This is a genomic window from Pseudonocardia endophytica, assembly GCF_004339565.1.
GTDB classification, from domain to species: domain Bacteria; phylum Actinomycetota; class Actinomycetes; order Mycobacteriales; family Pseudonocardiaceae; genus Pseudonocardia; species Pseudonocardia endophytica.
Genome location: NZ_SMFZ01000002.1, coordinates 1,613,265 through 1,639,560, shown reverse-complemented (window position 1 = coordinate 1,639,560; position 26,296 = coordinate 1,613,265). Strand labels below are relative to the sequence as shown.

Below are 26,296 nucleotides of genomic sequence, written 5' to 3'. Positions count from 1 at the left end.
GCCCGCGCCGCGATGGCACGGGCCGGCTCGGTCTCACGCCATCGCGGTCGCCCCCGACGACGAGGTCTCGAACCCCTCGTACCCCTTGGCCGCCACGTCGTCGCAGAGTCCCTTGTAGACCCCCACGCCACCCATGTACGGGTAGATCCGGCGGGTCTTGCCGGGGATGTTCGCACCAACCCACCAGGAGTTCGCCTGGTCGAGGAGCGTCATGGCGCCGACCTCGTCGTGGTGCGAGATCCAGCCGTCCTCGGCGGCGAGCGTGTTCTCGATCCGGTCCCGGCCCTGCTCCCGCAACCAGCGCAGACAGTCGGTCACCCAGTCCACGTGCTGCTCGATCGAGACCACCATGTTGCTCATCACCGACGGGCTCTGCGGACCGGTCAGCATGAACAGGTTCGGGAAGCCGTTCGTGGTCAGGCCGAGGTAGCTGCGCGGCCCGGCCTCCCACTTGGCCTTCAGCGTGACGCCGTCGCGGCCGGTCAGGTTCAGCCGGAACAGCGTGCCGGTCATCGCGTCGAAGCCGGTGGCGAACACGATCGAGTCGACCTCGTACTCGACGCCGTCGACGACGACGCCCTTCTCCGTGATCGAGTCGATCGGCGTCTCCCGGACCCCGACGAGCGTGACGTTGTCCTTGTTGAACGTCTCGTAGTAGCCGTTCTCCAGCGGCGGGCGCTTGGTGAAGAACGGGTGGTCACGCGGGGAGAGCTTCTCCGCCGTCTCCGGGTCGCGCACCACACCGCGGATCTTCTCGCGGAGGAACTCGGCGGCCGTGGAGTTCGCGTCGGCGTCGAGCAGCAGGTCGTTGAACGTGGTCCCGAGACGGAACCCGCCGCGGGCCCACGCCTCCTCGAAGATCTCCCTGCGCTCCTCGTCGGAGACCGAACGGGCCGGGCGGTCCGCGATGTCGTACGGGAAGCCGAACCCGGTCTCGCGGGTGCGCGCCCAGATGTCGCGGTAGTTGGACTTGATCTCCTTGGCGTCCGCCTCGGTCATCGGGCGGTTGCCACCCGCGATGTCGTAGTTCGGCGTCCGCTGGAACACGTAGGTGTGCGCGGCCTGCTCGGCGATCTCCGGGACGGCCTGCACGGCCGTCGCGCCGGTACCGATCACGGCGACCCGCTGGCCGGTGAAGTCCACGCCCTCGTGCGGCCACTGTCCGGTGTGGTAGCTCTTGCCGCGGAACGAGTCCCGGCCCGGGAAGTCCGGCAGGTTCGTCGTCGACAGGCAGCCGACGGCGGTGATCAGGTACCGCGCGCTGGAGCGGCGGCCGTCGGACGTGTCGACGATCCAGCGGGTGCCGCCCTCGTCCCACGTCGCGGCCGTGACGGTCGTCGAGAACCGGATGTCGCGGCGCAGGTCGAAGCGTTCGGCGACGGTCTGCAGGTAGCGCAGGATCTCCGGCTGCGCGGCGAACCGCTCGCTCCAGGTCCACTCCTGCAGCAGGTCCTCGTCGAGCCGGTCGGAGTAGCTGTAGAAGTAGCTCTCCGAGTCGCACCGCGCGCCGGGGTACCGGTTCCAGTACCAGGTGCCGCCGACGTCGTCGGCCGACTCGATCACCTCGGCGCGCAGGCCGAGCGTGTCCCGCAACCTGTGCAACATGTACAGCCCGGAGAAACCTGCCCCGACGACGATCGCGTCGAGATCCGGTGTGTCGTGCTCGGCCGTGCTCATGGGCGCCTCCTGCGGCGATCGTGGGTCGGTCCTCAGGTCGGGGCGGGGAGCGTTCTCGGAGAGGTCAGAAACGGGCGATGCGGCGCAGCCAGTCGACGCGGGCGGCGCGGGCCTGCCGCGACAGCGGGGCGTCCGGCGCGAGCGAGTCGAAGCCGTGGAAGCCGCCCGGCCACACGTGCAGCTCGGTCTGCACGCCTGCGCTGCAGAGCCTCGAGGCGTAGGCGATGTCCTCGTCACGGAACGTCTCGGTGCTGCAGACGTCGACGAACGCGGGCGGCAGCCCGGCCAGCTCCGCCGCGCGGGCGGGCGCGGCGTAGGGCGACACGTCCCCGGTGCGCCTGCGGTCGCCGAGCAGCATCGTCCACGCGGTGTCGTTCGAGATCCGGTCCCAGATCCCGATGCCCTCGAACTGGTCCGCAGAGGGGGTCTCGTTCCGGTCGTCGAGCATCGGATAGATCAGCATCTGGGCCGAGATCGACGGCCCGCCGCGGTCCCGGGCCATCAACGCCAGGCCGGCGGCGAGCCCACCGCCCGCGCTCCCCCCGGCCAGGACCAGGCGCGCCGGGTCGATGCCCAGCTCGGCGGCGTTCGCGGCGGTCCAGACGAGCCCGGCGTAGCAGTCCTCGATCGGCGCCGGGTCCGGGTGCTCGGGCGCCAGTCGGTACTCGACGGTGACCGCGACGACGCCGAACTCCAGCACCCAGTCGCACAGCTGGTCGACGCCGGTGAACCGGTCGCCGAGGATCATGCCGCCGCCGTGCGTGTGGTAGACGCCCGGCGCGTTCTCGATCCTCTTCTTCGCCGGCCGCAGGATCGTGACGACGACGTCCGGGGCGCCCTCGGGCCCGGGGATCGTCCGGTCCTCGTACTCGATCGCCCGGCCCGCGATCACCTCGTCGATCGGCAGGAACGCGGCGGAGACCTGCTCGCGGACCCGTTTCAGGTCGTCGGGCCGGATGCTCGACGGGAGCACCTCGTTCACCGCGGGCAGCAGGGCGGCCAGCTCCGGGTCGTACGGCGGACGGACGGGCGCAGTCGTCATCGGATCTCCGGATCCCCGGGCGTCACCGCTGTGTGACGCCGCTCTCCTTCCGACTCTGCACCACGCCCCGGGAACCTTGCCATAGGCAACTTTATGCGATCAGGGATCACCTATCGGTTGCGCCAGCGCGGCCACCTGGTCGGCGAACGCGTCCAGCGCGGCCAGCGCGGCCTCCCCGTCGCGGTCGACGAGCCAGGCCAGCGTGACCCCGTCGGTGACCACGATCAGCATCCGGGACAGACGGCCCAGCGGTAGCGACCAGGTGACGCCGCACGCGTCGGCAATCGTTTCCAGCACCGTGCGGGCGGTGCGGTGGTAGGCCTCGTACTGCGCCTCGGCGACACCGGCGAGCTTCGGGTCGGCGAGGGCGTGCTGCGTCAGCGCCATCAGCACCGACTCACGGTTCGGGTCCGCCTCGACTCCTCGCCAGTACTCGCGCAGCGTCGCCCGCAGCGAGGCGGCGACGTCGCTGCCGACCACGATCCCGTCGGTCTGGATGTCGACGAGCTCGGCGAGCGTCTGCTCGGTCAGCTCGACCAGCAGCGCCTGCTTGGAGTCGAAGCAGTAGTGGAACGCGGCCAGCGGCGCGCCCGCCTCGGCGCAGACCCGGCGGGTGGTCGCGGCGGCGAACCCCTCCCGGCCGATCACCCGGAACGCAGCGGCCACGAGCTGGCGACGGCGTTCCTCGACGGGCACCCGCGGCATCGCACCTCCCGAGTTGGTCAAGTGTCCCAGACGGTTGACTCAGATTGTGCCGCGTCGCATGCTTCCGCGCATCCACTCCGGTGTGGGAGGTCGCATGGACGAGTTCGGCTACGCCAGCCAGTTCCCCCGCGTGCTGCGGCGGTTCGCGCTGTTCGCGATCGCGTTCTCGATCGTCTCGATCACCACGGGGATCTTCGTCAACTACTCGTACGGCATCACCCAGCTCGGACCGGCCGCCGTCTGGCTGTGGCCGGTCGCCGCCGTCGGGCAGCTGCTGGTGGTGCTCGTGCTGGCCGAGCTCGCCGGACACATGCCGCTCGCCGGGGCGAACTACCAGTGGGCCGCGCGCCTGGTGGACACGCGCTTCGGCTACGTCGTCGGCTCGCTCGGCGTGCTCTACGGCGCCGTCGGGCTGCCCGGCATCGCGCTGATCGGCCTCGCGCCGTTGACCGCGACCGTGTTCGGACTGGATCCGTCGGACACCCGGGTGGTCGTGTTCATCGCGGTGCTCGCGCTCGTCGTCGCCTATCTGATCAACATCGTGCGGGTGCAGCTGGCCGCGCGGGTGAACAACGTGGCCGTGTTCGCCGAGATCGTCGGGACGGTGGTGCTGTCGGTCGTCGTGTTCGTCGCCTGGGTGCAGGGCGGGTCCTCGGCGCCGGATCCACACGGGTTCGGGTTCCTGTCCGTCGCCTCGCCCGCCGAGGCAGGGACGCCGTTGACCGACGCGATCGTCGGCGGGGCGCTGATCGGGATCTTCACGCTCGTCGGGTTCGAGGCGGCCGCGGACATGGCCGAGGAGGCGGTCGACGCCCGCCGGACCGTCCCGCGAGCGATGTTGCTGTCCGTCATCGTGTCCGGCGTGCTCGGGATGGCCGCACTGATCGGCTTCACGCTCGCGATCCCGGACCTCGGACAGATCCAGCAGTCGGAGGTACCGCTGGCCGACATCGCCGGCTACTGGCTCGGCCCGACGCTCACCACCGTGTTCCTGGCGATCGTCGTGTTCTCGATGTTCGCGCTCGTCGTGGTCGCCGCCGCGTCGAACTCCCGGCTGATCTTCGCGATGGCGCGCGACGGGCTCCTTCCGGGCTCGCGGCTGCTGCGTCGCGTCAACGAGCGCACCGGGACGCCGGTACCGGCGCTCGTCGCCTCGCTCGTCGTCTGCCTCGTGCTGCTCGCGTTCGGGACGCTGGAGGGCGACGCGTTCGGCGTGCTCGTCGGCGCCACGGCGCTGGTGCCGTACCTGGTCTACCTGCTCACGCTCGGCGGCTATCTCGCCCGGCGGAAGCGGCTGCTCGCGCTCGGAGAGGGCGGGTTCCGGCTCGGCGCGTGGGCGATGCCGGTGGCCGGGCTCGCGTTGCTGTGGCTGGTCGCCGTCGTCGCGTCGCTGACCGTGCCGGAGGCGTTCCGCGGTGCCGACTACGTCGTGCTGGCGGCGCTGGCTCTGGCCGGCATCTGGTACGTCGCGGTGCTGCGACGACGGCTGCGGGACGGCACCGCCGGTCTCGGCACCGGTACGCCGTCGGAGGAGAAGGAGCCCGCGTGACCATCTCGGCTCGCGCACCCCACGTCCGCGTGCCGCACCCCACCCGACAGGTGCGGCGTGCCGGGGAGCGGTGCGGCACGACGCGAACGCGCCAGGGAGACGGCCGATGAGCTGGAGCAACTGGGCAGGCAACGTCCGCACCGACCCGGCGTGGACCGTCCACGCCCGTGACACCTCCGAGGTGGCAGGAGCGGTGAAGGCGGCGGCGCGCGAGGGAATGCGGGTCAAGGCACTCGGCAGCGGACACTCGTTCACCCCGATCGCCGTCGCCGACGGCGTCGCCGTGCGCGTGCCGTCGGGCCCCGGCCTGGTGCGTGTGGACGGTCCTCGTGCGACGGTCCCGGCCGGGATCACGTTGCGGGAGTTGAACCCGCTGCTCTGGCGGCGCGGTCTCGCCCTGCCGAACCTCGGGGACATCGACGCGCAGACCGTGGCCGGCGCGATCTCCACCGGCACGCACGGCACCGGCGCCGGCTACCGCAGCATCGCCGCCCAGGTCCGTGCGCTGGAGCTGGTGCTCGCCGACGGGTCCGTGCTGTCCTGTTCGGACACCGAGAACGCCGACGTGTTCCGGCACGCAAGGGTCGGCCTCGGCGCGCTCGGGGTGATCACGACGGTCACGCTCGAGTGCGTACCGGCGTTCCGGCTGCACGCCGTCGAGGCGGCGCTGCCGCTCTCGCGCGTCCTGGCCGAGGTCGACGAGATGGCGTCGGCCAACGAGCACTTCGAGTTCTACTGGTTCCCGCACACCGACATCGCGGCGACCAAGCGCAACAACCGCACCGAGGCCGACGGGCCGGTGCGCGGCCGGGTCGCCGAGTGGGTCGGCGACGACCTGCTCGGCAACGGCGTGTTCGAGCTGACCTGTCGGCTGGGCGCGCGGGTCCCGTCGCTGGTGCCGCGGATCAACCGCCTCGTCGCGGACCAGTTCGCGGCCGCCGAGTACGTCGACCGCTCCTACGACGTGTTCTGCAGCCCGCGCCGCGTGCGGTTCCTGGAGATGGAGTACGCGATCCCGCGCGAGGCCCTGCCCGAGGCGTTCGCCGGGCTGCGCGCGGCCGTCGACCGGCACGGGCAGGCGGTCACGTTCCCGGTCGAGGTGCGCGTGCTCGACGGCGACGACATCCCACTGTCCACATCGTCCGGACGCGACACGGCCTACATCGCCGTCCACGTGTTCCGCGGGCAGCCGCACGCCGCGTACTTCGGTGCCGTGGAGTCCGTCATGACCGCGCTCGGCGGCCGTCCGCACTGGGGCAAGATGCACACCCGGACCGCGACGTCGCTGCGCGCGTCCTACGACGGGTTCGACGCGTTCGTCGCCCTGCGCGACCGGCTCGACCCGGAGGGCCGGTTCCGCAACGCCTACCTCGACCGGGTCCTGGGGGTGCCCGCCACGTGCGCGTCGGAGACCTGACCACGCCCGCCCTGCTCGTCGACGTCGACGCGCTGGACGCCAACCTCGCCGACATGTCCGCGGCCCTGCCCGGGTCGAAACTCCGCCCGCACGTCAAGGCGCACAAGACGACCGCACTCGCCGCCCGACAGGCCGACGGTGGGCACACCGGCTTCACGTGCGCCACGATCCGCGAGGTCGAGGGCATGGCGAAGGCCGGGCTCGGTCAGGACCTGCTGCTGGCCAACGAGGTGCTCGACGCCCGTCGGCTCGGTGCGCTCGACGCCCGGGTCACCGTCGCGATCGACTCCCCGTCCACGTTGCGGGCCGCGGTCGACGGCGGGGTGCGGGAGGTACTCGTCGACGTCAACGTGGGTCTCCCCCGCTGCGGGATCGCGCCCGACCGCGCGGGCCGGCTGGCCGACGACGCCCGCGCGGCCGGGCTCACCGTCCGCGGTGTGATGGGCTACGAGGGGCATCTGATGATGCTGGCCGACCCGGTGGAGAGGGCGCGGCTCACCGAGGAGTGCATGGGGCGCCTGCTCGCCGCGCACGCCGACGTCGGCGGCGACGTCGTCTCCGGCGGCGGCACCGGCACGTACGCGATGAACACGTGGGTCACCGAGCTGCAGGCCGGCTCGTACGCCTTGATGGACACGGCCTACACGGCCGCCGGGCTCCCGTTCCGGCAGGCGCTGACGCTGCTGTCCACCGTGGTGTCGACGACGGACGCGGCCGGCGAGATGCCGGCGTTCGCCGTCGCCGACGTCGGGCTCAAGTCCCTTGGCATGGACCACGGCAACCCGACCGTCCAGGGTGGACACGTGTGGTTCTGCTCCGACGAGCACACGACGTTCGGGCCGGAACGACGCGTGTCGGTCGGCGACCGGGTCACCGTCCTGCCGGCGCACGTCGACCCGACGATCGCCCTGCACGAGCGCATGCACCTCGTGCGCGGCACCGACCCGGACGCCGAGGTCCTCGACACCTGGGCGGTGGACCTCCGGGGCTGGTGATCGACTCCGGCTGACATGGCGGTGATGGCTGTTCGGACGTGTCCGCGACGACCATGGGTGACATGTCGACCGGATTCCCGCTACTTCGGTGCGTTCGCGACGACGGTGGTCATGACCATCGACGCGGCCTCGTCCGCGCGACGACAGAGCTCGTCCATGCCGTAAGGCGGGTTCGGTATGGCATTGGCCTGCACGCGAACCGTCTGCCCGGGCGCGACATCGATGGCCAGCTGGCAAATCGGCGGGGAGCCAGGCAGGTCCGGCACATTCCGGACCGCACCGAAACCGTTGACCTGGGTGATGACCGCCCCGGGGACCGGGATGGCGACCTCGGCACCGATCGGAATGAACTGTGCGCTGATGCCGCCGTCATTGCCGAGCCATTTGCAGGCTGGCGATGGGAGGCCGTCCACAACCGCATCGCTGGGAGTGGGATGGCGAAGACCGAGGCGTTCGACCTGGTCGGCGACAAGCATGCGGCATGGTGGAGTCCGGTCAGCAGTCGCCGATACCGGGCGGGGCGGGAGCGTCGGGCCTGACGGAGGAGTCCCCGGACCGCTCGCCGCCGAGCATCCGGCAATGAGAGCCATCGCCACGCCCGCTATGAGCGTCGGGACGGATCTCCTCATCGAGTCGGCTTCGCAGCCAGGGAACGCTGAATCTCGTCCTCTGCATGTCCATAGGTCCGAGCTGCCTCACGCAGTTCCCCGGCCACTGCGTCGAGCTCCTCCCAATGTTTCCAGTGGACGTCGAGGAGCTGGTCGATCTTGCCACCGAAGGACTGCGGGCCAACAGCGGCGCGAGACACCGGGTCCCCGCCGCACAGGCCGAGTGCCGAGTTCACGCCGACGTCAAGCAAGTACGCACGCAGATCGTCGGCGTGATCCTGGAACGCACGGTGCACCGCCAGGACGTTGTCGCGACTGACCTGGAGCATCAAGTTGTCCATCGCCTGCCGAAAGGCGGGGTCCGCTCCGGGTGCCACGCGCAGGACAGTAGTGCGGAACAACCACCGAACGGCGCCGTTCCCGACAACCCGTTCACAGGCGCACGGATAACGAAGGCGGCACGAGCGTCGAGAACTCCCACGTGCCCGTCGGCGAGTCCGGCGACGACCCTCCCGCACGCCTCGGCCGTTCGTAGGTGATCCACACCGGTTGACATGGCACTCATGGCTGTCCGAGTGGGTCCGCGACAACCATGAGCGCCATCTCGACCGGATTTCCGCTACGTCGGTACGTTCGCGACGACGGTGGTCATGACCATCGACGCGGCCTCGTCGGCTCGATGGCAGAGCTCGTCCATGCCATAAGGCGGGTTCGGTATGGCATTGGCCTGCACCCGGACCGTCTGCCCGGGCGCGACGTCGATGGCCAGCTGGCAAATCGGCGGGGAGCCAGGCAGGTTCGGCACATTCCGGACCGCACCGAAACCGTTGACCTGGGTGGTCGTCGCCCCCGGGAGGTTGAGAGCGACCTCAGCGCCCACCGGGATGAACTGCACGTTCGTACCGCCATCACCGCCGAGCCACGTACAGCTGGGCGACTGGACCCCTTCGACGATTCCTTGGCCAGGAGTGGGATGCCGCAATCCCAACTGGTCGGCCTGATCGGCCTCCAACATCGTGCACGGTGGTATCCGGTCGGCGGCGATAGAGACCGGTCGGGGCGGAAGCGTTGGGGAAGGGGGTGTGGGAGAGGCGGTCGGTGAGCATGCCGCCAGCACGAAGATTGCCATGCTCGTGACCGCGGCGGTGGCAGAAGCCCTCATCGGTTCCGCTCGGAGGCCAGAGAGCGGGCGATCTCTTCATCGGTGTGCCCGTAGGTTCGTGCGGTCTCACGCAGTTCCCCCGCGACGGCGTCCAGCTCCTCCCAGTGCTTCCAGTGGACGCCGATCAGCTTTCCGACCTTGCCACCGAACGACTGCGGACCAGCAGCATCCCGGGACACCGGGTCGCCGCCGCACAGACCGATCGCAGCGTTCACCTGCACCTCGTACAGGTACGCCCGCAGGCTGTCCGCATGCTCCCGGAACGCGCGGTGCACAGCGAGGACGTTGGTCCGGTCGACCTGGAGCATCAGTCCGTCCATCGCCTGTCGAAACGCGGGGTCCGCACCGGGTGCCACGAGCCGGAGAGTAGTGCCGCCGAACCACCCCACGGCGCCGTTCCCGACAACCCGTTCACGACCGCACGGATCAGGTAGGCGGCACGAGCGTCATGAACTCCCACGTGTGCCCGTCGGCAAGCCCCGCCAGAGCGCGCCCGCAGGCCTCCGCCGTGCCGGCGCCGACGAGGAAGTGCTGGCTGCCGGCGTGCATGTCGCGGAAGTACATCTGCAGCGCACCGGCGCGCAGGGCCGTCGTGCCGGCCGCCTGGTAGACCTCGCCGCTGATCCGCTCGGCGGCCCACGTCGCGTGGTGCAGGGCGAGTCGCGCGCGGGTGCGCTGGTCGTGCGTCGGTCTCCCGCCGGAGGCGAGCGCGTCGGTGATCTCGCCCCAGACCTGGTGGACGAACGCGTGCGCTCCGTGCCAGGCGCCCTCCAGCTCTCCGTACGACGCGTGGAACCGCGGGCTCTCGGCCAGCGTCCCCGGGCGTCCCGCCCTGTCCCGCACCAGCGAGGACAGCTCGTCGAGCATCCGGCGGGACACCCCGAGCGCCCATCCGGAGTGGACGATCAACGCCAGGTGGATGATCCCGAGCCCGAACAGCGGCCCGCCGCGCAGGGGTGTCTCGGTCGTGGCCGGGTGGCTGAACGCGGACGGGACGTGCACGCCGTCGAGCGTGTAGTCGATGCTCGCGGTGGCGCGCAGGCCGAGCACGTCCCAGTTGTCGATCAGCTCCGCCTGTTCGACGGGCAGCACGAAGATCCGGGCCTCGCCCGCGCTCTCGTCGACGCCGAGCGTGTGGATCCACTGCGCGTGCCGCAGCCCGGATCCGAAGCTCCACGCGCCGGACAGCCGGTGCCCGTCACCGTCCGGCACGGCGCTGCCGGGGCGGGTTCCCTGGCCGGCGACCACCGGGAAACGGTCGCCCGCGAACAGGACCTCGACGGCGTCGTCGCCCAGGTAGGCACCGCCGGTCCCGGTCGCGAGGGCGGCAGCGCCCACGACCCAGGCGCAGGACGGGTCCGCCTCGGCGAGCGCCTGCCCGATCCGCAACGACGTGACCGGGTCGGCCTCCGCGCCGCCCAGCGCGGCAGGCGTCCACATACCGAAGAACCCGTGCCGGTGCAGGGCGTCCACGACGGGCGCGGAGAGCACTCCGGCCGCGTCGTGGCCCGCGGCGGAGGAGCGCAGGAGCGGCTGCAGTTCCCGTGCGCTCGCCAGCAGAGCGGTACCGGTCAGCTCGACGGTCGACGTCATCGTCACCACCTCGGTGGCAACGGTGCGTGCCGCTCACACCGGTGTCAAGCGGCGAAACGGGCGCGCAGCGCCTCCAAACCGGCGGCGAACACGCCGTTGGCGAACAGGTCGATCAGGTCGCCCTCGTCGGCGGCGTCCGCGTCGAAGTCGACCCACCACTCCCCGAACGTGTGCCCGACGGCCGTCACCGGGGCCAGGCGCACCGTGGAGACGTAGCGGCGCACCGCGAACGGCGACTCGACGATCTCGTAGGTGAGCGCGTGGTTGCGCTCGTCCAGGGCCAGCAGGTTCTCGACGACGACGCCCCCGTCGCCGAGCGTGAGTCGCCGCTGGGCGCCGATCTCGGCGTCCGAGCAGCCTCGGGTGAGCTCGGCCTGCTCGATCGCGGGATGCCAGCGGTGGATGCCGCCGAAGTCACGGACGAGCGGCCACACCTCCGCGAGCGGAGCCGGGATCACGGCACTGGAGTACGGGCGGGGCATCAGGGCTCCTGGCGGGTGAGACGGGTCTTGAACAGTCGTGTCTGCTCGGTCAGCGCCTGCTCGGTGGGCAGGCGTTCCATCGAGGACGCGCCGTAGAAGCCGTGGCAGTGCTTCGCGTTCGCGAGCACGTGGGCGGCGTCGTCGGGCATGGCGATCGGGCCGCCGTGGCAGAGCACGAGCACATCGTCGCGGACCTCCAGCGCGGCTTCCGCCCACTCGTCGACGAGCGCGACGCAGTCGTCCAGCGTCTTCGACGTCTCGGCACCGATCGCGCCGCCCGTGGTCAGTCCCATGTGGCACACCACGATGTCGGCTCCCGCCCGGGCCATCGCGCGGGCGTCGTCGGCGGAGAAGACGTACGGCGTGGTGAACAGGTCGGCCCCGCGTGCGGCGGCGACGAGGTCGACCTCCAGCCGGTAGCCCATCCCGGTCTCCTCCAGGTTGGACCGGAACGTGCCGTCGAACAGTCCGACCGTCGGGAAGTTCTGGACGCCGGCGAAGCCGAGATCGTCGAGCTCACGCAGGAACCGGTCGGTGATCATGAACGGGTCGGTGCCGTTGACGCCGGCCAGCACCGGCGTGTGCTGCACGACCGGGAGCACCTCGGACGCCATCTCGACGACGATGTCGTTCGCGTTGCCGTAGGCGAGCAGCCCGGCCAGCGAGCCGCGGCCGGCCATCCGGTAGCGGCCGGAGTTGTAGATGACGATGAGGTCGATCCCGCCGGCCTCCTCGCACTTGGCGGACAGGCCCGTCCCGGCACCTCCACCGACGATCGGCTCGCCGCGGCGGGCCATGTCGGAGAAGCGTTCCACCAGCTCCGCTCGCTGGAACCTCATTGGGCGATCACCTCCCGCCACGCGGCCACGACCGCGTCGGCGAACTCGGGGTCGTTGATGTTGTGCGGCACCCGCGCGATCCGCTCCGGACGAGCCACGGTGGACTCGATCGTGGCGAACAACGCCTCGTCGGTGGAGGGATCGTGGAACGGCTGGCCGGGCGCGTCCAGCAGGCTCACCCCGCCGGTGGGCAGCAGGAACAGCAGCGGCCCTGCGCACGCGTCGATCTTGCGGGCCAGGAACCGTCCGATCTCGACGTTCTCCTCTGCGGTCGTGCGCATGAGCGTCACCTGGGCGTTGTGCTCGTAGAACAGACGCCCGGCGAAGCGCTCCGGGACGGTGTCCGGCGCGCCGAAGTTCACCATGTCGAGCGCTCCGCACGACCCGACGTACGGGATCCGGGTGCGCGCGATCGCGTCCATCCGGTCCTCGCCGGCCGCCATCACCCCGCCGACGACGAGGTCGGCGATCTCGGTGGTGGTCAGGTCCAGCACCGAGTCCACGAGGCCGGAGTCGACGAGCTTCTCCATCGCCCGCCCACCGGTGCCGGTCGCGTGGAACACGAGCGGGTCGACCTCGTCGCCGAGCCGGTCGCGGACCTGCGTGACGCACGGCGTGGTCACGCCGAACATCGTCATCGCGGCGGCCGGGCGGTCGTCGCCGGCCGGGATCTCGGCACGGACCGCCCCGGCGAGCATGTGGGCGGCGTTGCCCAGCACCCGTCGGGAGATCCGGTTCAGGCCGGCCACGTCGGTGACCGAGTGCAGCATCGCGATGTCCGCTGCGCCGACGTAGGGCGCGGTGTCGCCGGAGGCCACGGTGGAGACCATCAGCTTCGGCACGCCGACCGGCAGCGCCCGCATCGCGGGCGTGACCAGCGCCGTCCCACCGGAACCTCCGAGCGCGAGGACGCCGCCGACGTCGTCGCGCCCGGACAGCCACCGCTCGAGCGCGACGGCCATCGCGCCGACGGCGCTGCCGCGGTCACCGGTGAACACGGCGTCAGGGCCGTCCGGGTGAGCCGCGGCCACTCCGCGGCGGTGACGTCGACATCGGCGGAGCCGGAGTCACCGCCACCGGACGTGGACACGTCCACCCGCGTCACCGCCACCCCGGCGGCATCCGCCAGACGGGCGACGTAGCCGAGCTCGTCGGATTTCGTGTCGTGCGTGCCGATCACGTACGCGGTAGCCACACAGCGCTTTCTAGCGCCCTCTCACCGGGATGCGCCACCCGAGCAGACCAGTGACCTGCACACCCTCGGTATCGTTTCCCCATCATGCTGCGTCAAACCGATCCGGCCCGCGGAGTGGTGCTCCCCCTCGACGCACGCACCGGCGAGCTGCCCGTCGGTGCGCCGGTCCGCGTCCCGGCCCTGGCCGTGGGGTGGCGTCCGGAGCCGGCCGCGACCGGCCGGCTCTGGGGCGACGTCGTGGCCGCGGGCAGCGAGCTCGCCCGGCTGCTCGGTCGCGTCGTGCACCGGCGGCCGGGCGACGGCACGGTCCTCGACGGCGGGCTGACGTTCCGCCTCGCCCTGCCGGAGGGGTTCGGCGCGGAGCCGCTGCTCGCTCTCACCGACCGCACCCCGGCGCCGGTGGACCGGGCGATCGGCCCGGTGCGGCTGCCGCTCGCCTCGCCGCAGCCGACGGCGCCCGCGACCGGCGCGTCGCTCGGGCTGCTGGCGCTCACGCTCGTCGTCGAGATCGCGGCGACCGACGTGCAGAACCGCGTGCTGCACGACGTGACCACCGCCGTCGCAGAACTCGCCCCGCAGTGCCCGACCAGCCTCGACGCGCGGGTGCGGGCGGCCGAGGAGACGCTGCGCGGGGCACAGACGGCGCTGCTCGACCGCGGCACGATCGGCGAGGACGTCGCGCTCGGCACGGCGGCGGCCAACCTGTCCGTGCTGCGCCACCAGACCGTCGCGCTGCTCGCCGGCTGGGAACGCGTCGTCGACGGACTCGACCGGTCGGGCACGCCCGGCAGCGTGGTGCGCGAGTCGCTGGGCGAGGTCGGCCGTCTGGGATGGGCCGGCTTCCCGGGCGCGGTGCACGGGGCCTACCAGGCACTCGTGCTGGACGCCCGCCGGTTGCTGCTGACCGCCGCCGAGCAGCACCTGCGCACGCCGGAGCGGTCGCTGACGTCGATGCGGCCGCTGGTCGAGCCGGACCTGGCCGCGCGCGCCGCGGATGTCGCGCGGCTGCGGCGGCTGCTGTCCCGCCTGTCCGTGACGCCGCTGTCGGTGCGCAAGCGCTCCGGCGGGATGCTGCCGAACCTGATCGCGGACGCCGCGCTGGAGAACTCGCGGACCCAGGCCCTGTTCACGCGGATGGCGAACGCGCTCACGCCGCGGGCGGGCGTCGGGTCCGGCGTGCACGACGTCGAGGTCGAGTCCCGCGCGACCGGCGACCTGCAGATCCTGCGCCCGCTCTAGACGCACGAACGCCCGGGCCTCCCGTGGAGACCCGGGCGTATCGCGGAAACGCGCTATCTGGCTGCCGCCTTCGCGCGCTTCCGCGCGTCCTTGGCGGCCGCCTTCGCCTGCTTGGCCGTCTCGGCGCCGACCTCGGACGCGCGGTCCGCGACGTCCGAACCGATCTTCGCGGCCTGCGCCTGCGCCTGGCTGGCCAGTGTGGACAGACGGTCCGCGTACTGCGGCGCCCGCTTGCGGGCGGTCTTGGCGGCGCGCTCGGCCTGCTTCTCCCAGCGGGCGCGACGCTTCTCCGCCTCCTTGATCCACCGCTCGCCGCTACGGCCGGCGGCCTTCTCCCACTGGTTGCCGCGCTTCTCGACGGTCTTCTGGAGCTTGGCCCCGCGCTTCTCGGCGGCCTTGGCCTTCTTCTGGGCCTGGATCGCGGCCTTCTCGGCCCGCTTGCCCAGCTCCTCGGACAGCCCGGAGGCACGCTCCGAGACGACCGACCCGAGCGTCGCGGCCTGCTCGGAGGCCCGTCCGCCCAGCTCGACGGCGCGCTCGCGCACGGTCGGGCCGTACTCGTCGACGGCCTCGCTCGCCTTCTGCCCGAGCGTCGACGCGGTCGCGGCGATCGTGCTGCCCGCACCGGCCAGGCCGGCCGAGATGCGGTCGGCCGTGTCCGACGCGGAGTTGCTCGACGAGGAGAACGTGTCCGCCAGCGACGCCTGGGCCCGCTCGGCGGCCTTGCGCGTCCGGTACGCCGCGGACGGCTTGCCGTGGGTGTCCGCCGCGGCGATCATCAGCCCGCCCAGCAGACTGACGTTCTTGAAGAAGTGGACCTGCTGCGCCGCACGGGTCTCCGGGTCCGTCTCCTCCCAGAACCGGTGTCCGGCGAGGGTCGTCGGGATCAGCGAGGCGGCGAGGAGCGTCGAGGCCGTCCGCGGCATCTTGCCGAGCGCGAGCATGCTCCCTGCGACGATCTTCACGCCGGCATCGATCTTGACCAGCGTCTCGTCGTCCGGACGGCGGTCGATCGGGGCGGCCTCGACGATCCGGTCGACAGCGGGGGCGGCCTGGTCGAGAACGGGTTTGGCGGCCTTGACGTGGTCGCCCGGCGAACGCAACGCGTTGATGCCGCCGCTGATGAAGACGGCGGCGAGCATGGGGCGGGCGACGCGACGGAGCACTGGCATGGAGGACCTTTCCCCGATCGACGGTCCCGCAAACCCCGCGGCGGCTGGCGCTGCGGCGTCGTCGTCGCAATCATGCGCACGTGACTCGTGAGGCAGGTGGACGGCGGGCGATCGGGCTCGACATCGGAGGGACGAAGGTGGCGGGGGCGATCGTGGCCGACGATGGCACAGTCACCGCCGAATGCCGGCGCGACACCCCGGAGACGTCGGACTCCGCCACGATGACGTCACTCCTTCTGGAGATGGTCGACGACCTGCGAGGACGCGACGACGGCGTGGAGGCGATCGGGGTCGGCGCGGCGGGCACCGTGGAGTGGCCGGCCGGGCGGATCCGGTGGGCGCCGAACAACTCCTACCGGGACTGGAACGTGCGCGCGGAGCTGGAGAAGGCGACCGGGCTGCCCGCCGTGATCGACAACGACGCGAACGTGGCCGGGCTCGCCGAGGCCCGCCTCGGCGAGGAGCGGTACGACCAGATGATCCTGGTGACGGTCGGCACCGGGATCGGGACCGGGATCGTGCTCGACGGGCGCATCTACCGCGGTCCGAACGGCCTCGGCGCCGAGGCCGGGCACATGAACGTCAACCCGGACGGTCCGCAGTGCGGCTGCGGCAACTACGGGTGCCTGGAGGCGCTGGCGTCCGGCACGGCGCTGACCCGGATGGGGCGCAGCGCGGCGGCGGGCGACCCGGACGGGATGATCGCCTCGCTGGCGCGCGAGTCCGGCGCGGAGGTGACCGGCCAGATCGTCACGATGGCCGCGATGGCGGGTGACTCGACGGCGGCGTCGCTGTTCGCCCGGCTCGGCCGCGCGCTGGGGATCGGGATCGCGTCGCTGAACGCGATCTTCGAGCTGGAGGCGATGGTGATCGGCGGCGGGCTGGTGGACGCCGGGGACCTGCTGCTCGAGCCGACCCGGCGGGCGGCCCGCGAGTTCGCCTACGCGCCGACCGCGCGCCCGATCCCGCCGATCCTGCCCGCCACCTACGGCGGCGACGCCGGGAAGATCGGCGCCGCGCTGCTGGCCCTCGAGGACGCCGGAACCCTCTGAGCGGTCCTACAGTGTGCGCGTGACGCTTCTGCTCGGACCGGTGCTGCGGCACGTCGACGAGACCTCCGCGCAGGTGTGGGTGCAGGTCGACCGGCCCTGCCGGGTGGAGGTGCTCGGCTGTTCGGCCGACACGTTCGAGGTGTGCGGGCTGCACTACGCCCTGGTCGGCGTGACCGGGCTCGAGCCGGACACCCGCACGCCGTACGAGGTGCACGTCGACGGCGAGCGGGTGTGGCCGCTCGCGACGTCCGCGTTCCCGCGGAGCGCGATCGCCACCCGGGGTCCGACGAGTGCGTCGCGCCAGCGCGTGGTGTTCGGCTCCTGCCGCTACGTCAAGCTCTCCGACCCGAAGCTCGCGCGGCAGTACGGGCTCGACGCGCTGGACGCGTACGCGACGCGGATGGCCGGCGAGGACCCGTCGGAGTGGCCGACGGTGTTGCTCCTGCTCGGCGACCAGGTCTACGCCGACGAGCTCACCCCGCAGACCCGCCGCCGGATCGGCGGGCGCAGGGGGCGGCACCCGGACTGGCCGGAGGACGAGATCGTCGGCTTCGACGAGTACTCGGGCCTCTACCGGGATACGTGGTCGGACCCCGAGGTCCGCTGGATGATGTCCACCGTCCCCACCGCGATGATCTTCGACGACCACGACGTCCGGGACGACTGGAACACCAGTGGCGTGTGGCGCAGGACGATCCGCGAGCTTCCCTGGTGGCGCGACCGCATCCGGGCCGGGCTCGCCGCGTACTGGGTCTACCAGCACCTGGGCAACCTCTCCCCCTCCGAGCTGGCGGCGGACCCCTACTGGCGGCGCGTGCAGGCCGCCGACGGCGACGCCTGGGACGTCCTGGTCGAGATGGCCGACCACGCCGACGTCGAGGTCGGTGCCGGAGCCGACGCGCACAAGGACGTCCGGTTCAGCTTCTGCTGGGAGCTCGGACGCTCGAGGCTCGTCGTGATCGACTCGCGGAACGGGCGGATCGTCGAGTCCACACCGCGCAAGATGGTGTCCGACAGTGAGTTCGACTGGATCAGCGAGCGGGTGCTCGCGCCCGGCCCGGTCGACCACGTGATGATCGGGACGTCGGTGCCGTGGCTGCTGCCGCAGGGCATCTCGGATCTGCAGGCCGCGAGCGAGAAGGCGGCCAGGAGGGGCGGGCGGGTCGGCCGCGCCGCCGAGCACCTCCGCCAGGAGGCGGATCTGGAGCACTGGCCCGCGTTCGGGCACTCGTTCGCCCGGCTCGCGGCGCTCCTGCGCCGGGTCGGCACCGAACCGTCCGCGCCGGCCACGGCCAGCGTCCTGTCCGGCGACGTGCACCACAGCTACGCCGCCCGCGCGTACCTGAACGGCAGCCTCACCGAGACCGGCACCGCCAGCTACCAGCTGACCTGCTCGCCGGTGCACAACGTGGTGCCTGCGTTCATGCGCGTGCTGTTCCGGCTGAGCTGGGCGCGTGCGCTCGCGATGCTCACCACGCGGTGGGCGCGCGGCACGGGCGCCGAAGCGGCCGCCGTCGCCTGGGAGCGACGACTGGGCCCCTACTTCGGCAACGTGATCGCGACCCTGGAGACGGACGGGCGCACCGCGACCGCACGGTTCGAGAAGCCGCGCACGGCCTCGACGCTGCGGGACGCGGGGTCGATGCGCCTGACCGGTCTCACGCCGGTGGTCGCGGCCTCTGGCGATCGCGCCTGAGGCGCCTCACGGCCCGTCGGTCATCGCCGCCAGTCCCCCGACGAGCAGGTCAAGGCCGAACCGGAACCGGTCCTCGCCGTCACCGGTGGCGAGCTTCGACGCCAGCGCCGTCGTCGTCGGGAAGCGATCCGGTGGGAGCTCGGTGAAGTACTTGTGGACCTGCGCGTAGTACTGCACCGGGTCCCGCCCGGCTCGCTCCTCGCGGGCGTCGATGGAGCCCTCGATCGCGTTGGCCGCCACGTACATCCCGATCACGTCGACGGCCCACGCCGCGGCCTGCTCCGGTACACCGCCGAGCCGTAGCAGCGTCAGGGTCGTCTCGGACAGGCGCATGGCGTTCGGCCCGAGCGGGACCCGCCCGAGCGCGACGCGGGCGATGTCACCGTTGGCCATCACGGCGTTCCGCGTGTCCGTCCAGAGCTGGGTCACCTGCTCGCGCCACCGCGCCGGATCCGGTTCCGGCAGCGGGACCTCGCCGGACACGTCGTCGAGGAGCAGTTCCAGCAGCTCGTCCTTGTGGGCGACGTGCGCGTAGAGCGACGCGGGCCCTGTCCCGAGCTCGGACGCGACCCGGCGCATGCTCAGCGCGTCGATCCCCTCGTCGCGCAACACCGTCCGGGCCGCCGCGACGATCGCCTCCCGGTTCAGCGAACGGCGCGCCACGGTCTTGCGCGGTGTCCACCACGGCGGTTCGAGCTCCGTCACGCCACGAATCCTAGTTGACGCGAACACCGTTCCCGGAGTAGAACACTGTTCGTCAACGAACGGTGTTCGTTACGCGGTCCGAACGTCTCAGCCCTGGAGTGGTCATGCCCGAACCCGCCCCCTACCGCTGGCGCTGGCTCGCGCTGGCCGCCGTCCTCGTCGCCGAGGTGATGGACCTGCTCGACGCCACGGTCGTCGCGATCGCCGCGCCGTCGATCCGCGAGGACCTCGGCGGCACCGTCGCCACGATCCAGTGGATCGCCGCCGGCTACACGCTCGCGTTCGCCATCGGGCTGATCACCGGCGGACGGCTCGGCGACCTGTACGGCAGGCGCCGGATGTTCCTGATCGGGCTCGGCGGGTTCGTCGTGATGTCCGCGCTGTGCGGGCTGGCCGTCTCGCCCGGCATGCTGATCGTCTGCCGTGTGCTGCAAGGGTTGTTCGGCGCGATCCTGATCCCGCAGGGCTTCGGGATCATCCGGTCGACCTTCGACGACGACGAGGCCGGCACGGCGTTCGCGGCGTTCGGCCCGACGATCGGGCTGGCCGCAGTCTGCGGCCCGATCCTGGCCGGCGCGCTGATCGCGTGGGACCTCGGCGGGGCGGGCTGGCGCACGATCTTCCTGATCAACGTCCCGATCGGCATGGCAGGCATGGCGCTCGGTCTCGCGACGATTCGCGAGTCCCGTTCCGAGGACGGCCCGCGTCCCGACCCGGTCGGCATGGGTCTGGTCTCCGCAGGCGTGGCGCTGCTGGTGTTCCCGCTCGTCGAGGGCCGCGAGCTGGGCTGGCCCGTGTGGTCGTTCGTCCTCATGGGACTGTCCGTTCCGGTACTGATCGTGTTCGCCCGGCACCAGTTGCGGCGCAGCAGATCCGGACGCGCTCCGCTGGTCGAGCCCGCACTGTTCGCCGCACGTGCCTACGCCGGCGGGCTGGTGGTGGTCCTGGTGTTCTTCGGGGCGATGACCGGCATGGTGTTCGCGTTCGGGCTCTACCTGCAGGTCGGTCTCGGGTGGAGCGCGCTGCACGCCGGGCTCGGGCAGGCGCCGTGGGCGCTCGGCATCGCGGTCGGGTCGGCACTGTCCGGTGCCGTGCTCGGCCGCAGGTACGGACGACGCGTGCTCCAGATCGGTGCGCTGATCGCGGCCGCCGGTGTGGTCGGCATGGTCGCGACGTTCACCTCCGCCGGTACCGGCGTGACGGTCTGGGAGCTGGCGCCGACGCTGATCGTCACCGGCCTCGGCATCGGGCTGCTGCTGGCCCCGTTGTTCGACATCGTCCTGGCCGGCGTGAGCCTGCCGATGGTCGGCTCGGGGTCCGGCGTGCTGAACGCGATGCAGCAGCTGGGTGCGACGGGCGGCGTCGCGGCCCTTGGCACGATCTTCGCCGGTGGGCTCGAGAGCGGCAACGCACTCGGTGGGCTGCAAGCGGTGCTGATCGTGACGGCGTGCCTCATCGCCCTCTGCGCGGCGCTGGCGTACCTCCTGCCCCGCCGCGCGAGGCCCGGGACCGACGCTCTCCCGTCGCCGGACGCCGCTCCCGCCACGGCGTAGCCCGCCCACCCGCGGTGGTGGGGCTCGGACCGCTGACGCGAGAACTGCTCTCGTCCGACACTGTGGCGCGAGCGGAGCCCTCGTCCCACCGCGGGCGGAGACCCGGGATTCGATCCTCGCGAACACATCCGTGACGAGGTCGCCCGCCTGCTCGTGGACGCGTTCCGCTGTGCGCTGCACGGGAGGTGAGCGTCGTCGAGCCGGGTCCACCGGAGTCCTCGACGCCTGCGCTCCGCGGCCGGGGCGAGGTCACGGCCTTCCACCGGACCGACCCCGGCCGCGTTGCGGCTACGCCCGGGCCGAGTACGAGTGCGCTCCGGTGCCTGCGAGTTTGCCGCCGTCGACGATGAGGTACTCGTCGCGGATCGCGGTGCCGTCGAGGAAGTGTTCGAGGATCTCGCGGGTGCCGGCGGCGTAGCGGGCTTGTGCGGACAGGCTGGAGCCGGAGATGTGTGGGGTCATGCCGTGGTGGGGCATGGTGCGCCAGGGGTGGTCGGCCGGGGCGGGTTGCGGGTACCAGACGTCGCCGGCGTAGCCGGCGAGTTGCCCGCTCTGCAGGGCCCGCACGACCGCGTCCCGGTCGACGATCAGGCCGCGGGCGGTGTTCACCAGGTAGGCGCCGCGGCGCATGGTGGCGAGCAGGTCGTCGTCGAACAGGTTGCGTGTCTCGTGGTGCAGCGGCGCGTTGATCGTCACGACGTCGCAGTGCGGGACCATGGCCTGGGCGCTGTCGTGGTAGGTCAGGTTCAGTTCCTGCTCGATCTCGGTGGGCAGGCGGTGTCGGTCGGTGTAGTGCAGCCGCATGTCGAACGGGGCCAGGCGGCGTAGCACGGCCAGCCCGATCCGGCCCGCGGCGACGGTGCCGACGTCCATGCCCTCGACGTCGTAGGAACGGGACACGCAGTCGGCGATGTTCCAGCCGCCGTCGAGGACCCACTGGTGCGACGGCAGGTAGTTGCGTACCAGCGACAGGATCATCATCACGACGTGCTCGGCGACGCTGATGCTGTTGCAGAACGTCACCTCGGCGACGGTCACGCCGTGCTCGATGGCCGCGTCCAGATCGACGTGGTCGGAACCGATCCCGGCGGTGAGCGCGAGCTTGAGCTTGGGTGCCTTCGCGATCCGCTCGGCCGACAGGTACGCCGGCCAGAACGGCTGAGAGATCACCACGTCGGCGTCCGCGAGGTGCCGGTCGAACTCGGAGTCGTCGCCGTCCTTGTCCGACGTGACGATCAGCTCGTGGCCCTGCGCCTCCAGGAAACCGCGCAGCCCGAGCTCACCCGACACACTGCCCAACAATGCACCGGGCGTGAAGTCGATGGCGCTGGGCGAAGGGAGCGACTGCCCATCCGGATAACGCTCCAGAGCCGGAAGACCGGCCCGAGGGAACTGCTCCGGGTAGCCGTTCACCGGGTCGTCGTAGAGCACACAGAGAACCGTTGCCATCATTGCCTCCTCGTCGTGACCAACCGCACCACCTTCACCCGTCGGCCTCCTGGGATCAATTGCGTGACAATGAGTCCTGTCGATCTGGTCATCGGTAGGATCGATCAGGCTGGCCCGGTACGCTGACAGAATGGCCGGAGACATCCAGCTACGACAGTTGGAATACCTCACCGCGCTCGCCAGGGAGCAGCACTTCGGCCGCGCCGCGGCGGCGTGCCATGCGAGCCAGTCGTCGCTGTCGGCCGCGCTGCGGGCACTGGAGCGCCAGCTCGGGGTCACGATCGTCCAACGCGGGCGTCGCTTCGGGGGGTTCACCCCGGAGGGGCAGCGGGTGGTGGGCTGGGCCCACCGCATCCTGGCCGAGCGTGCGGCCCTGCGCAGCGATCTCGACCGGATGCGCGACGGGCTCAGCGCCACGGTCCGGATCGGCGCGATCCCGACCGCGGTACCGGCCGGCCCCCGGCTGACGGAAGCGCTCACCGCCCGGTACCCAGCGGCCCGCATCCGCTTCGAGGTGCTCTCCTCCCGCGAGATCATCCACAAACTCGCCGAGTTCGAGCTCGACGCCGGGCTGACCTATCTCGACGGGGACGAGATCATGCCGGGAACCCTTCGTCTGTACCGGGAACGCTATCTCCTGCTCGCTCCGGAGCAGGCATTTCGCGGACGCGACGACGTGGGGTGGTCGGATGTCGCGTCACGTCCCGTATGTGCACTGACCCGGAGCATGCAGAACCGCCGGATAATCGACGACGCCATGGCCGCTCAGGGCCTGTCGATGGACGTCGTCGTCGAAACCGACACGGTGGCCGCTCTCTATGCCCACGTGTCCACGGGACGGTGGTCCGCGGTAATCGCCAACACCTGGTTGGCGGCATTCGGAAATCCGGCCGGAATGCGGGCGCTACCGATCCGGGACGCGGGCCCGCGGCCGTGGGTCGGACTGATCGTCGGCCGCCAGGGGCCGACGTCGCACGTGGCGCAGTCGCTGATGGACGCCATCGCCGGAACCGACGCGTTCCCGGAGCCGGACCGCGGCGTCGCGTGCGACGCTCCACGCGATCACCCGGTCGGTGCGGGCGATGCCGCCCGGTGGTAGGCGGCGAGGACGTCACGGTGATCGATCCAGCCCAGCAGGACACCTCCTCCGGTCCGGTCGAGCACCGGAAGGCCGGTCGCCTCGTGGTCGGACACGAGCACCGTGACGTCGTGCAGGGGCTGGTCGGCGAGCAGGACCGGCAGTGAACGCGCGCAGTCACCGGCGGTCCCGGTCGTCCCGGACCCGTCGCCGATCGACTCCGGTCCGATCTCCGTCGCGACCAGTGCACCGGCGTAGCGGTCGTCGTCGTCGCACACGGGTATCGCCCCGTAGTGCGCCTCCGCGAGCGCGAGCGCCGCGTCACCCATCGGCGCCGACGAGCGCACCGTCCGCGGTGCTGCGCGCATGGCGCCGGCGACGGTGAGCCCCGACAGGTCGTGGTCCGCACGGCGGTCGGCGTCGATGTCGATCCCCCGCCGGATCAGCTTGAGCGTGTAGATGGTGTCCCGGGAGACCAGGTGGCTCAGCCCGGTGGCGAGCACGACGCTGGCCATCAGCGGCAGGATGATCGAGTACTGCCCGGTCAGCTCGAACACGATCAGGACCGCGGCGATCGGCGCGTGGCTCGCGGCCGCGAACACCGCCGCCATCCCGACCAGTCCGAACGCGCCGGGAGACAGGTCCAGCCCCGGGAACACGGCGTTCGCGGCGACGCCGAACGCGGTTCCGAGCATCCCGCCGATGAACAGTGACGGCGCGAACACCCCGCCGGACCCGCCGATCCCGATGGTCAGGCTGGTGGCGACCATCTTGCCGAGCATGAGGACGACCAGGAACCCGACCGCGTACTCGCCGGAGATCCCGTCCTCGAGGACCGGGTACCCGACGCCGTACATCTGCGGCAGGGCCAGCAGCAGGCCGCCCAGCAGCAACCCGCCCACACCGGGGCGCAGCCACTCCGGCCCGCGCCACACCGCGTCGCAGAGGTCCTCGATCCGGTAGAGCACCCGCGCGAAACCCCATCCGGCGATGCCGGCCAGCAGTCCGAGCAGCCCGTAGAGAGGTAGCTCGACGGGCGAGCCGAGACCGAACGCGGGCAGGTGCAGGATGTGGTCCTCGCCCACGATCGACCGAGCGACGACGTTGGCGGTGACCGACGAGAGCACCACGATCCCGAACGCCTCCGCACTGAACCGGCGCAGGATCACCTCGAGGCCGAAGAACACGCCCGCGATCGGCGCGTTGAACGTCGCCGAGATGCCGCCTGCCGCGCCGCACGCCACCATCAGCCGCAGACGGTGGTCGGGGACCCGCAGCCACTGGCCGATCGAGGAGCCGAGCGCCGACCCGATCTGGACGATCGGGCCCTCCCGGCCGACCGATCCGCCCGTTCCGATGCACAGTCCCGAGGCCAGCGACTTCACCGCCGCGACACGCGCCGGGATCCGCCCGCCGTTGCGGGCGACCGCGACCATCACCTCGGGCACGCCGTGCCCGCGGGCCTCCGGCGCGAACCGGTACACCAGCGGGCCGTAGATCAGTCCGCCCACGACGGGCACCAACAGCAGGAACCACGGACCGAGTGCGGGCAGGTGGCTGCTGGCCACCCGCCCGGCGTCGCTGTAGTCCTCCCGGCCGGTGACCAGCCATGTGATTCCCAGGATCAGATAGCGGAACACGACAGCGCCCAGTCCCGCGCCGACACCGATGATCAACGCGAGCCCGACCAGCCCGGACTGGCTGCCGACCAGCCAGCCGTGCAACCGTCGCGGGGCATCGAGCAGCGCGCCACGGACGGAGCCTGCGGCGGGTCGCCGCGCCGACTGCTCGGACGTGCCGGTCACGCCGGCCCCGGCGCCGTCGTCGTGACCTCGTCGCGACGGCACCACTCGTCAACCGGGTTCGTCGCGGCCGCCTTCCAGCTCTGCACGTCGGGAGCCAGGCCGGCGACCGGCCCGACCACGACGATCGCGGGTGGCTGGACGTCCTGCTCACGGACCACCCGGCCGACGGTGCTCAGCGTGGCGCGCACCGAACGCTGGATGCGAGTGGTCGCGTCCTGCACGACCGTCACCGGTGTGTCGGCCGGGCGGCCGGCCGCGATCAACGTTTCGGCCACCTGTGCGAGGTTCAGCACGGCCATCAGCAACACGATGGTGCCGCGCAGCCGCCCGAGCGCCGTCCAGTCCACCAGGCAGTCCGGGTGGTCCGGGGCGACGTGGGCGGACACCACCACGAACTCGTGCGCCACACCGCGATGGCTCACCGGAACACCTGCGGCGGCCGGGCCGGCGATCGCGCTCGTGACCCCGGGGACCACGGTCACCGGGACCCCGGCCTCGGTGCAGGCGATCACCTCTTCGTATCCACGGCCGTACACGAACGGATCCCCGCCCTTGAGCCGGACGACGAACTTGCCCGCCCGCGCGTGCTCGACCAGCAGGGCGTTGATCTGCCCCTGGGGCAGGGCGCGGCCGTACGGGATCTTCGACGCGTCGATCACCTCGACGTTCCGGCCGAGTTCCTCGAGAACCTCGCGAGGGGCCAGCCGGTCGGTCACCACCACGTCGGCGCGGGCCAGCAGGCGGCTCCCCCGCACGGTGAGCAGCTCGGGGTCGCCCGGACCGCCACCGACCAGGGCGACACCGGGGCGTACCGGCTCGGCGTCGTGCTCGGACACCCGACCACTGCGCAGCGCCTCCACCAACGCGGCGCGGACCGAGTCCGCGCGGTCCGGCGAGCGCGACAGCACCCCGACCGACACACCGTCGTACTCGCCAGTGGGAGGCAGCACGACCGACCCGGGCGACGGACTCCCGTCCACGGATTCAGCTGCAACGCAGAAGATCCGCCGGCGATCCGCCGACCGGGCGACCCGAGCCCCCAGCTCCGCCCCCGGGGCGCACACGACGACGAGCCAGGCGTCGTCGAGGTCCTCGTCGTCGTAGGACCGGGGCAACCAGGTCAGTTGACCGGACGCGGCGAGAGCCTCGACCGCCGGACTCACCTGCGGTGCGACCAGCAGGATCTCCGCGTCCGCCGCCAGCAATCCGGGTAACCGGCGCTGGGCCCGGACGTCCCCTCCGATCACCAGCACACGGCGACCGGCCAGGATCAGCCCGCTCAT

Annotated in this window: 23 protein-coding genes and 1 pseudogene; 8 read left to right on the top strand and 16 right to left on the bottom strand. The window is 71.7% G+C overall.

The annotated features are described in order from the left end of the window. Positions 1–33: 33 nt before the first annotated feature. The 3 genes from EV378_RS26550 to EV378_RS26540 all read right to left on the bottom strand — a co-directional run bounded on the left by EV378_RS26550 (position 34) and on the right by EV378_RS26540 (position 3,424). Entirely contained in the window at positions 34–1,677 is a 1,644-nt protein-coding gene (locus EV378_RS26550; protein WP_132430121.1) for a flavin-containing monooxygenase, read from the bottom strand. Positions 1,678–1,741: 64 nt separating this feature from the next. Further along, positions 1,742–2,719, bottom strand: coding sequence for an alpha/beta hydrolase (locus tag EV378_RS26545; RefSeq protein WP_132430120.1), 978 nt, complete (start codon positions 2,717–2,719; stop codon positions 1,742–1,744). A 99-nt stretch (positions 2,720–2,818) separates the two neighbouring features. Further along, positions 2,819–3,424 (bottom strand): TetR/AcrR family transcriptional regulator, encoded by a 606-nt coding sequence (locus EV378_RS26540; RefSeq protein WP_132430119.1) that lies wholly within the window; start codon positions 3,422–3,424, stop codon positions 2,819–2,821. 94 nt (positions 3,425–3,518) lie between these two features. Between EV378_RS26540 and EV378_RS26535 the strand changes: the two genes are divergently transcribed. From EV378_RS26535 to EV378_RS26525, 3 genes are all read left to right on the top strand, one after another. Further along, positions 3,519–4,973, top strand: coding sequence for an APC family permease (locus EV378_RS26535; RefSeq protein WP_165922497.1), 1,455 nt, complete (start codon positions 3,519–3,521; stop codon positions 4,971–4,973). A 106-nt stretch (positions 4,974–5,079) separates the two neighbouring features. Then, positions 5,080–6,390, top strand: a complete 1,311-nt coding sequence (locus EV378_RS26530) for a D-arabinono-1,4-lactone oxidase (RefSeq protein WP_132430117.1) — start codon at positions 5,080–5,082, stop codon at positions 6,388–6,390. Further along, positions 6,372–7,385, top strand: coding sequence for an alanine racemase (locus EV378_RS26525; RefSeq protein WP_132430116.1), 1,014 nt, complete (start codon positions 6,372–6,374; stop codon positions 7,383–7,385). The genes EV378_RS26530 and EV378_RS26525 overlap by 19 nt, the downstream gene beginning before the upstream one ends. An 80-nt stretch (positions 7,386–7,465) precedes the next feature. On the opposite strand, the gene EV378_RS26520 is transcribed toward EV378_RS26525, so the two are convergent. From EV378_RS26520 to EV378_RS26485, 8 genes and pseudogenes are all read right to left on the bottom strand, one after another. Then, positions 7,466–7,975 carry a DUF3558 domain-containing protein gene (locus EV378_RS26520; protein WP_243653960.1) on the bottom strand — a complete coding sequence of 170 codons (510 nt, stop codon included), beginning with the start codon at positions 7,973–7,975 and terminating at the stop codon, positions 7,466–7,468. 35 nt (positions 7,976–8,010) lie between these two features. After that, entirely contained in the window at positions 8,011–8,370 is a 360-nt protein-coding gene (locus EV378_RS26515) for a hypothetical protein (RefSeq protein ID WP_132430114.1), read from the bottom strand. Positions 8,371–8,612: 242 nt separating this feature from the next. Further along, positions 8,613–9,122, bottom strand: a complete 510-nt coding sequence (locus tag EV378_RS26510; protein ID WP_165922495.1) for a DUF3558 family protein — start codon at positions 9,120–9,122, stop codon at positions 8,613–8,615. A gap of 29 nt (positions 9,123–9,151) precedes the next feature. Next, positions 9,152–9,511 carry a hypothetical protein gene (locus EV378_RS26505; RefSeq protein WP_132430112.1) on the bottom strand — a complete coding sequence of 120 codons (360 nt, stop codon included), beginning with the start codon at positions 9,509–9,511 and terminating at the stop codon, positions 9,152–9,154. A 70-nt stretch (positions 9,512–9,581) separates the two neighbouring features. Beyond that, positions 9,582–10,748, bottom strand: a complete 1,167-nt coding sequence (locus EV378_RS26500) for an acyl-CoA dehydrogenase family protein (protein ID WP_132430111.1) — start codon at positions 10,746–10,748, stop codon at positions 9,582–9,584. Positions 10,749–10,792: 44 nt separating this feature from the next. After that, a complete protein-coding gene (locus tag EV378_RS26495; protein WP_132430110.1) occupies positions 10,793–11,230 on the bottom strand; it encodes an SRPBCC family protein in 438 nt (145 codons plus the stop codon). Beyond that, entirely contained in the window at positions 11,230–12,069 is an 840-nt protein-coding gene (locus EV378_RS26490; protein WP_132430109.1) for a phosphoenolpyruvate hydrolase family protein, read from the bottom strand. Before EV378_RS26490 ends, EV378_RS26495 begins: the two co-directional genes overlap by 1 nt. Then, positions 12,066–13,264: pseudogene (locus tag EV378_RS26485) on the bottom strand (Tm-1-like ATP-binding domain-containing protein). The gene EV378_RS26490 and the pseudogene EV378_RS26485 overlap by 4 nt, the downstream one beginning before the upstream one ends. An 84-nt stretch (positions 13,265–13,348) precedes the next feature. Between EV378_RS26485 and EV378_RS26480 the strand changes: the two are divergent. Beyond that, the gene (locus EV378_RS26480; protein ID WP_132430108.1) at positions 13,349–14,503 is read left to right on the top strand and encodes a hypothetical protein; all 1,155 of its coding nucleotides are present in this window, start codon (positions 13,349–13,351) and stop codon (positions 14,501–14,503) included. A gap of 53 nt (positions 14,504–14,556) precedes the next feature. On the opposite strand, the gene EV378_RS26475 is transcribed toward EV378_RS26480, so the two are convergent. Next, positions 14,557–15,675: a DoxX family protein gene (locus EV378_RS26475; RefSeq protein ID WP_132430107.1), complete on the bottom strand. Its 1,119-nt coding sequence runs from the start codon at positions 15,673–15,675 to the stop codon at positions 14,557–14,559. Between the two features lie 80 nt (positions 15,676–15,755). On the opposite strand from EV378_RS26475, the gene EV378_RS26470 reads away from it, so the two are divergent. Next, complete coding sequence (locus tag EV378_RS26470) at positions 15,756–16,727, top strand: ROK family protein (RefSeq protein WP_132430106.1); 972 nt, start codon at positions 15,756–15,758, stop codon at positions 16,725–16,727. A gap of 19 nt (positions 16,728–16,746) precedes the next feature. After that, positions 16,747–18,423: an alkaline phosphatase D family protein gene (locus EV378_RS26465; protein WP_132430105.1), complete on the top strand. Its 1,677-nt coding sequence runs from the start codon at positions 16,747–16,749 to the stop codon at positions 18,421–18,423. Between the two features lie 6 nt (positions 18,424–18,429). On the opposite strand, the gene EV378_RS26460 is transcribed toward EV378_RS26465, so the two are convergent. Next, positions 18,430–19,128: a TetR/AcrR family transcriptional regulator gene (locus tag EV378_RS26460; RefSeq protein ID WP_243653780.1), complete on the bottom strand. Its 699-nt coding sequence runs from the start codon at positions 19,126–19,128 to the stop codon at positions 18,430–18,432. Between the two features lie 104 nt (positions 19,129–19,232). Between EV378_RS26460 and EV378_RS26455 the strand changes: the two genes are divergently transcribed. Beyond that, entirely contained in the window at positions 19,233–20,681 is a 1,449-nt protein-coding gene (locus EV378_RS26455) for an MFS transporter (protein WP_132430104.1), read from the top strand. 288 nt (positions 20,682–20,969) lie between these two features. On the opposite strand, the gene EV378_RS26450 is transcribed toward EV378_RS26455, so the two are convergent. Next, positions 20,970–22,130 carry an NAD-dependent formate dehydrogenase gene (locus EV378_RS26450; protein ID WP_132430103.1) on the bottom strand — a complete coding sequence of 387 codons (1,161 nt, stop codon included), beginning with the start codon at positions 22,128–22,130 and terminating at the stop codon, positions 20,970–20,972. Between the two features lie 130 nt (positions 22,131–22,260). Between EV378_RS26450 and EV378_RS26445 the strand changes: the two genes are divergently transcribed. After that, entirely contained in the window at positions 22,261–23,229 is a 969-nt protein-coding gene (locus tag EV378_RS26445; protein WP_132430102.1) for a LysR family transcriptional regulator, read from the top strand. On the opposite strand, the gene EV378_RS26440 is transcribed toward EV378_RS26445, so the two are convergent. Next, positions 23,193–25,013, bottom strand: a complete 1,821-nt coding sequence (locus EV378_RS26440) for a chloride channel protein (protein WP_341540455.1) — start codon at positions 25,011–25,013, stop codon at positions 23,193–23,195. The two genes, EV378_RS26445 and EV378_RS26440, sit on opposite strands and share 37 nt — an antisense overlap. Further along, positions 25,010–26,296: a uroporphyrinogen-III C-methyltransferase gene (gene cobA / locus EV378_RS26435; RefSeq protein ID WP_243653779.1), complete on the bottom strand. Its 1,287-nt coding sequence runs from the start codon at positions 26,294–26,296 to the stop codon at positions 25,010–25,012. The genes EV378_RS26440 and cobA overlap by 4 nt, the downstream gene beginning before the upstream one ends.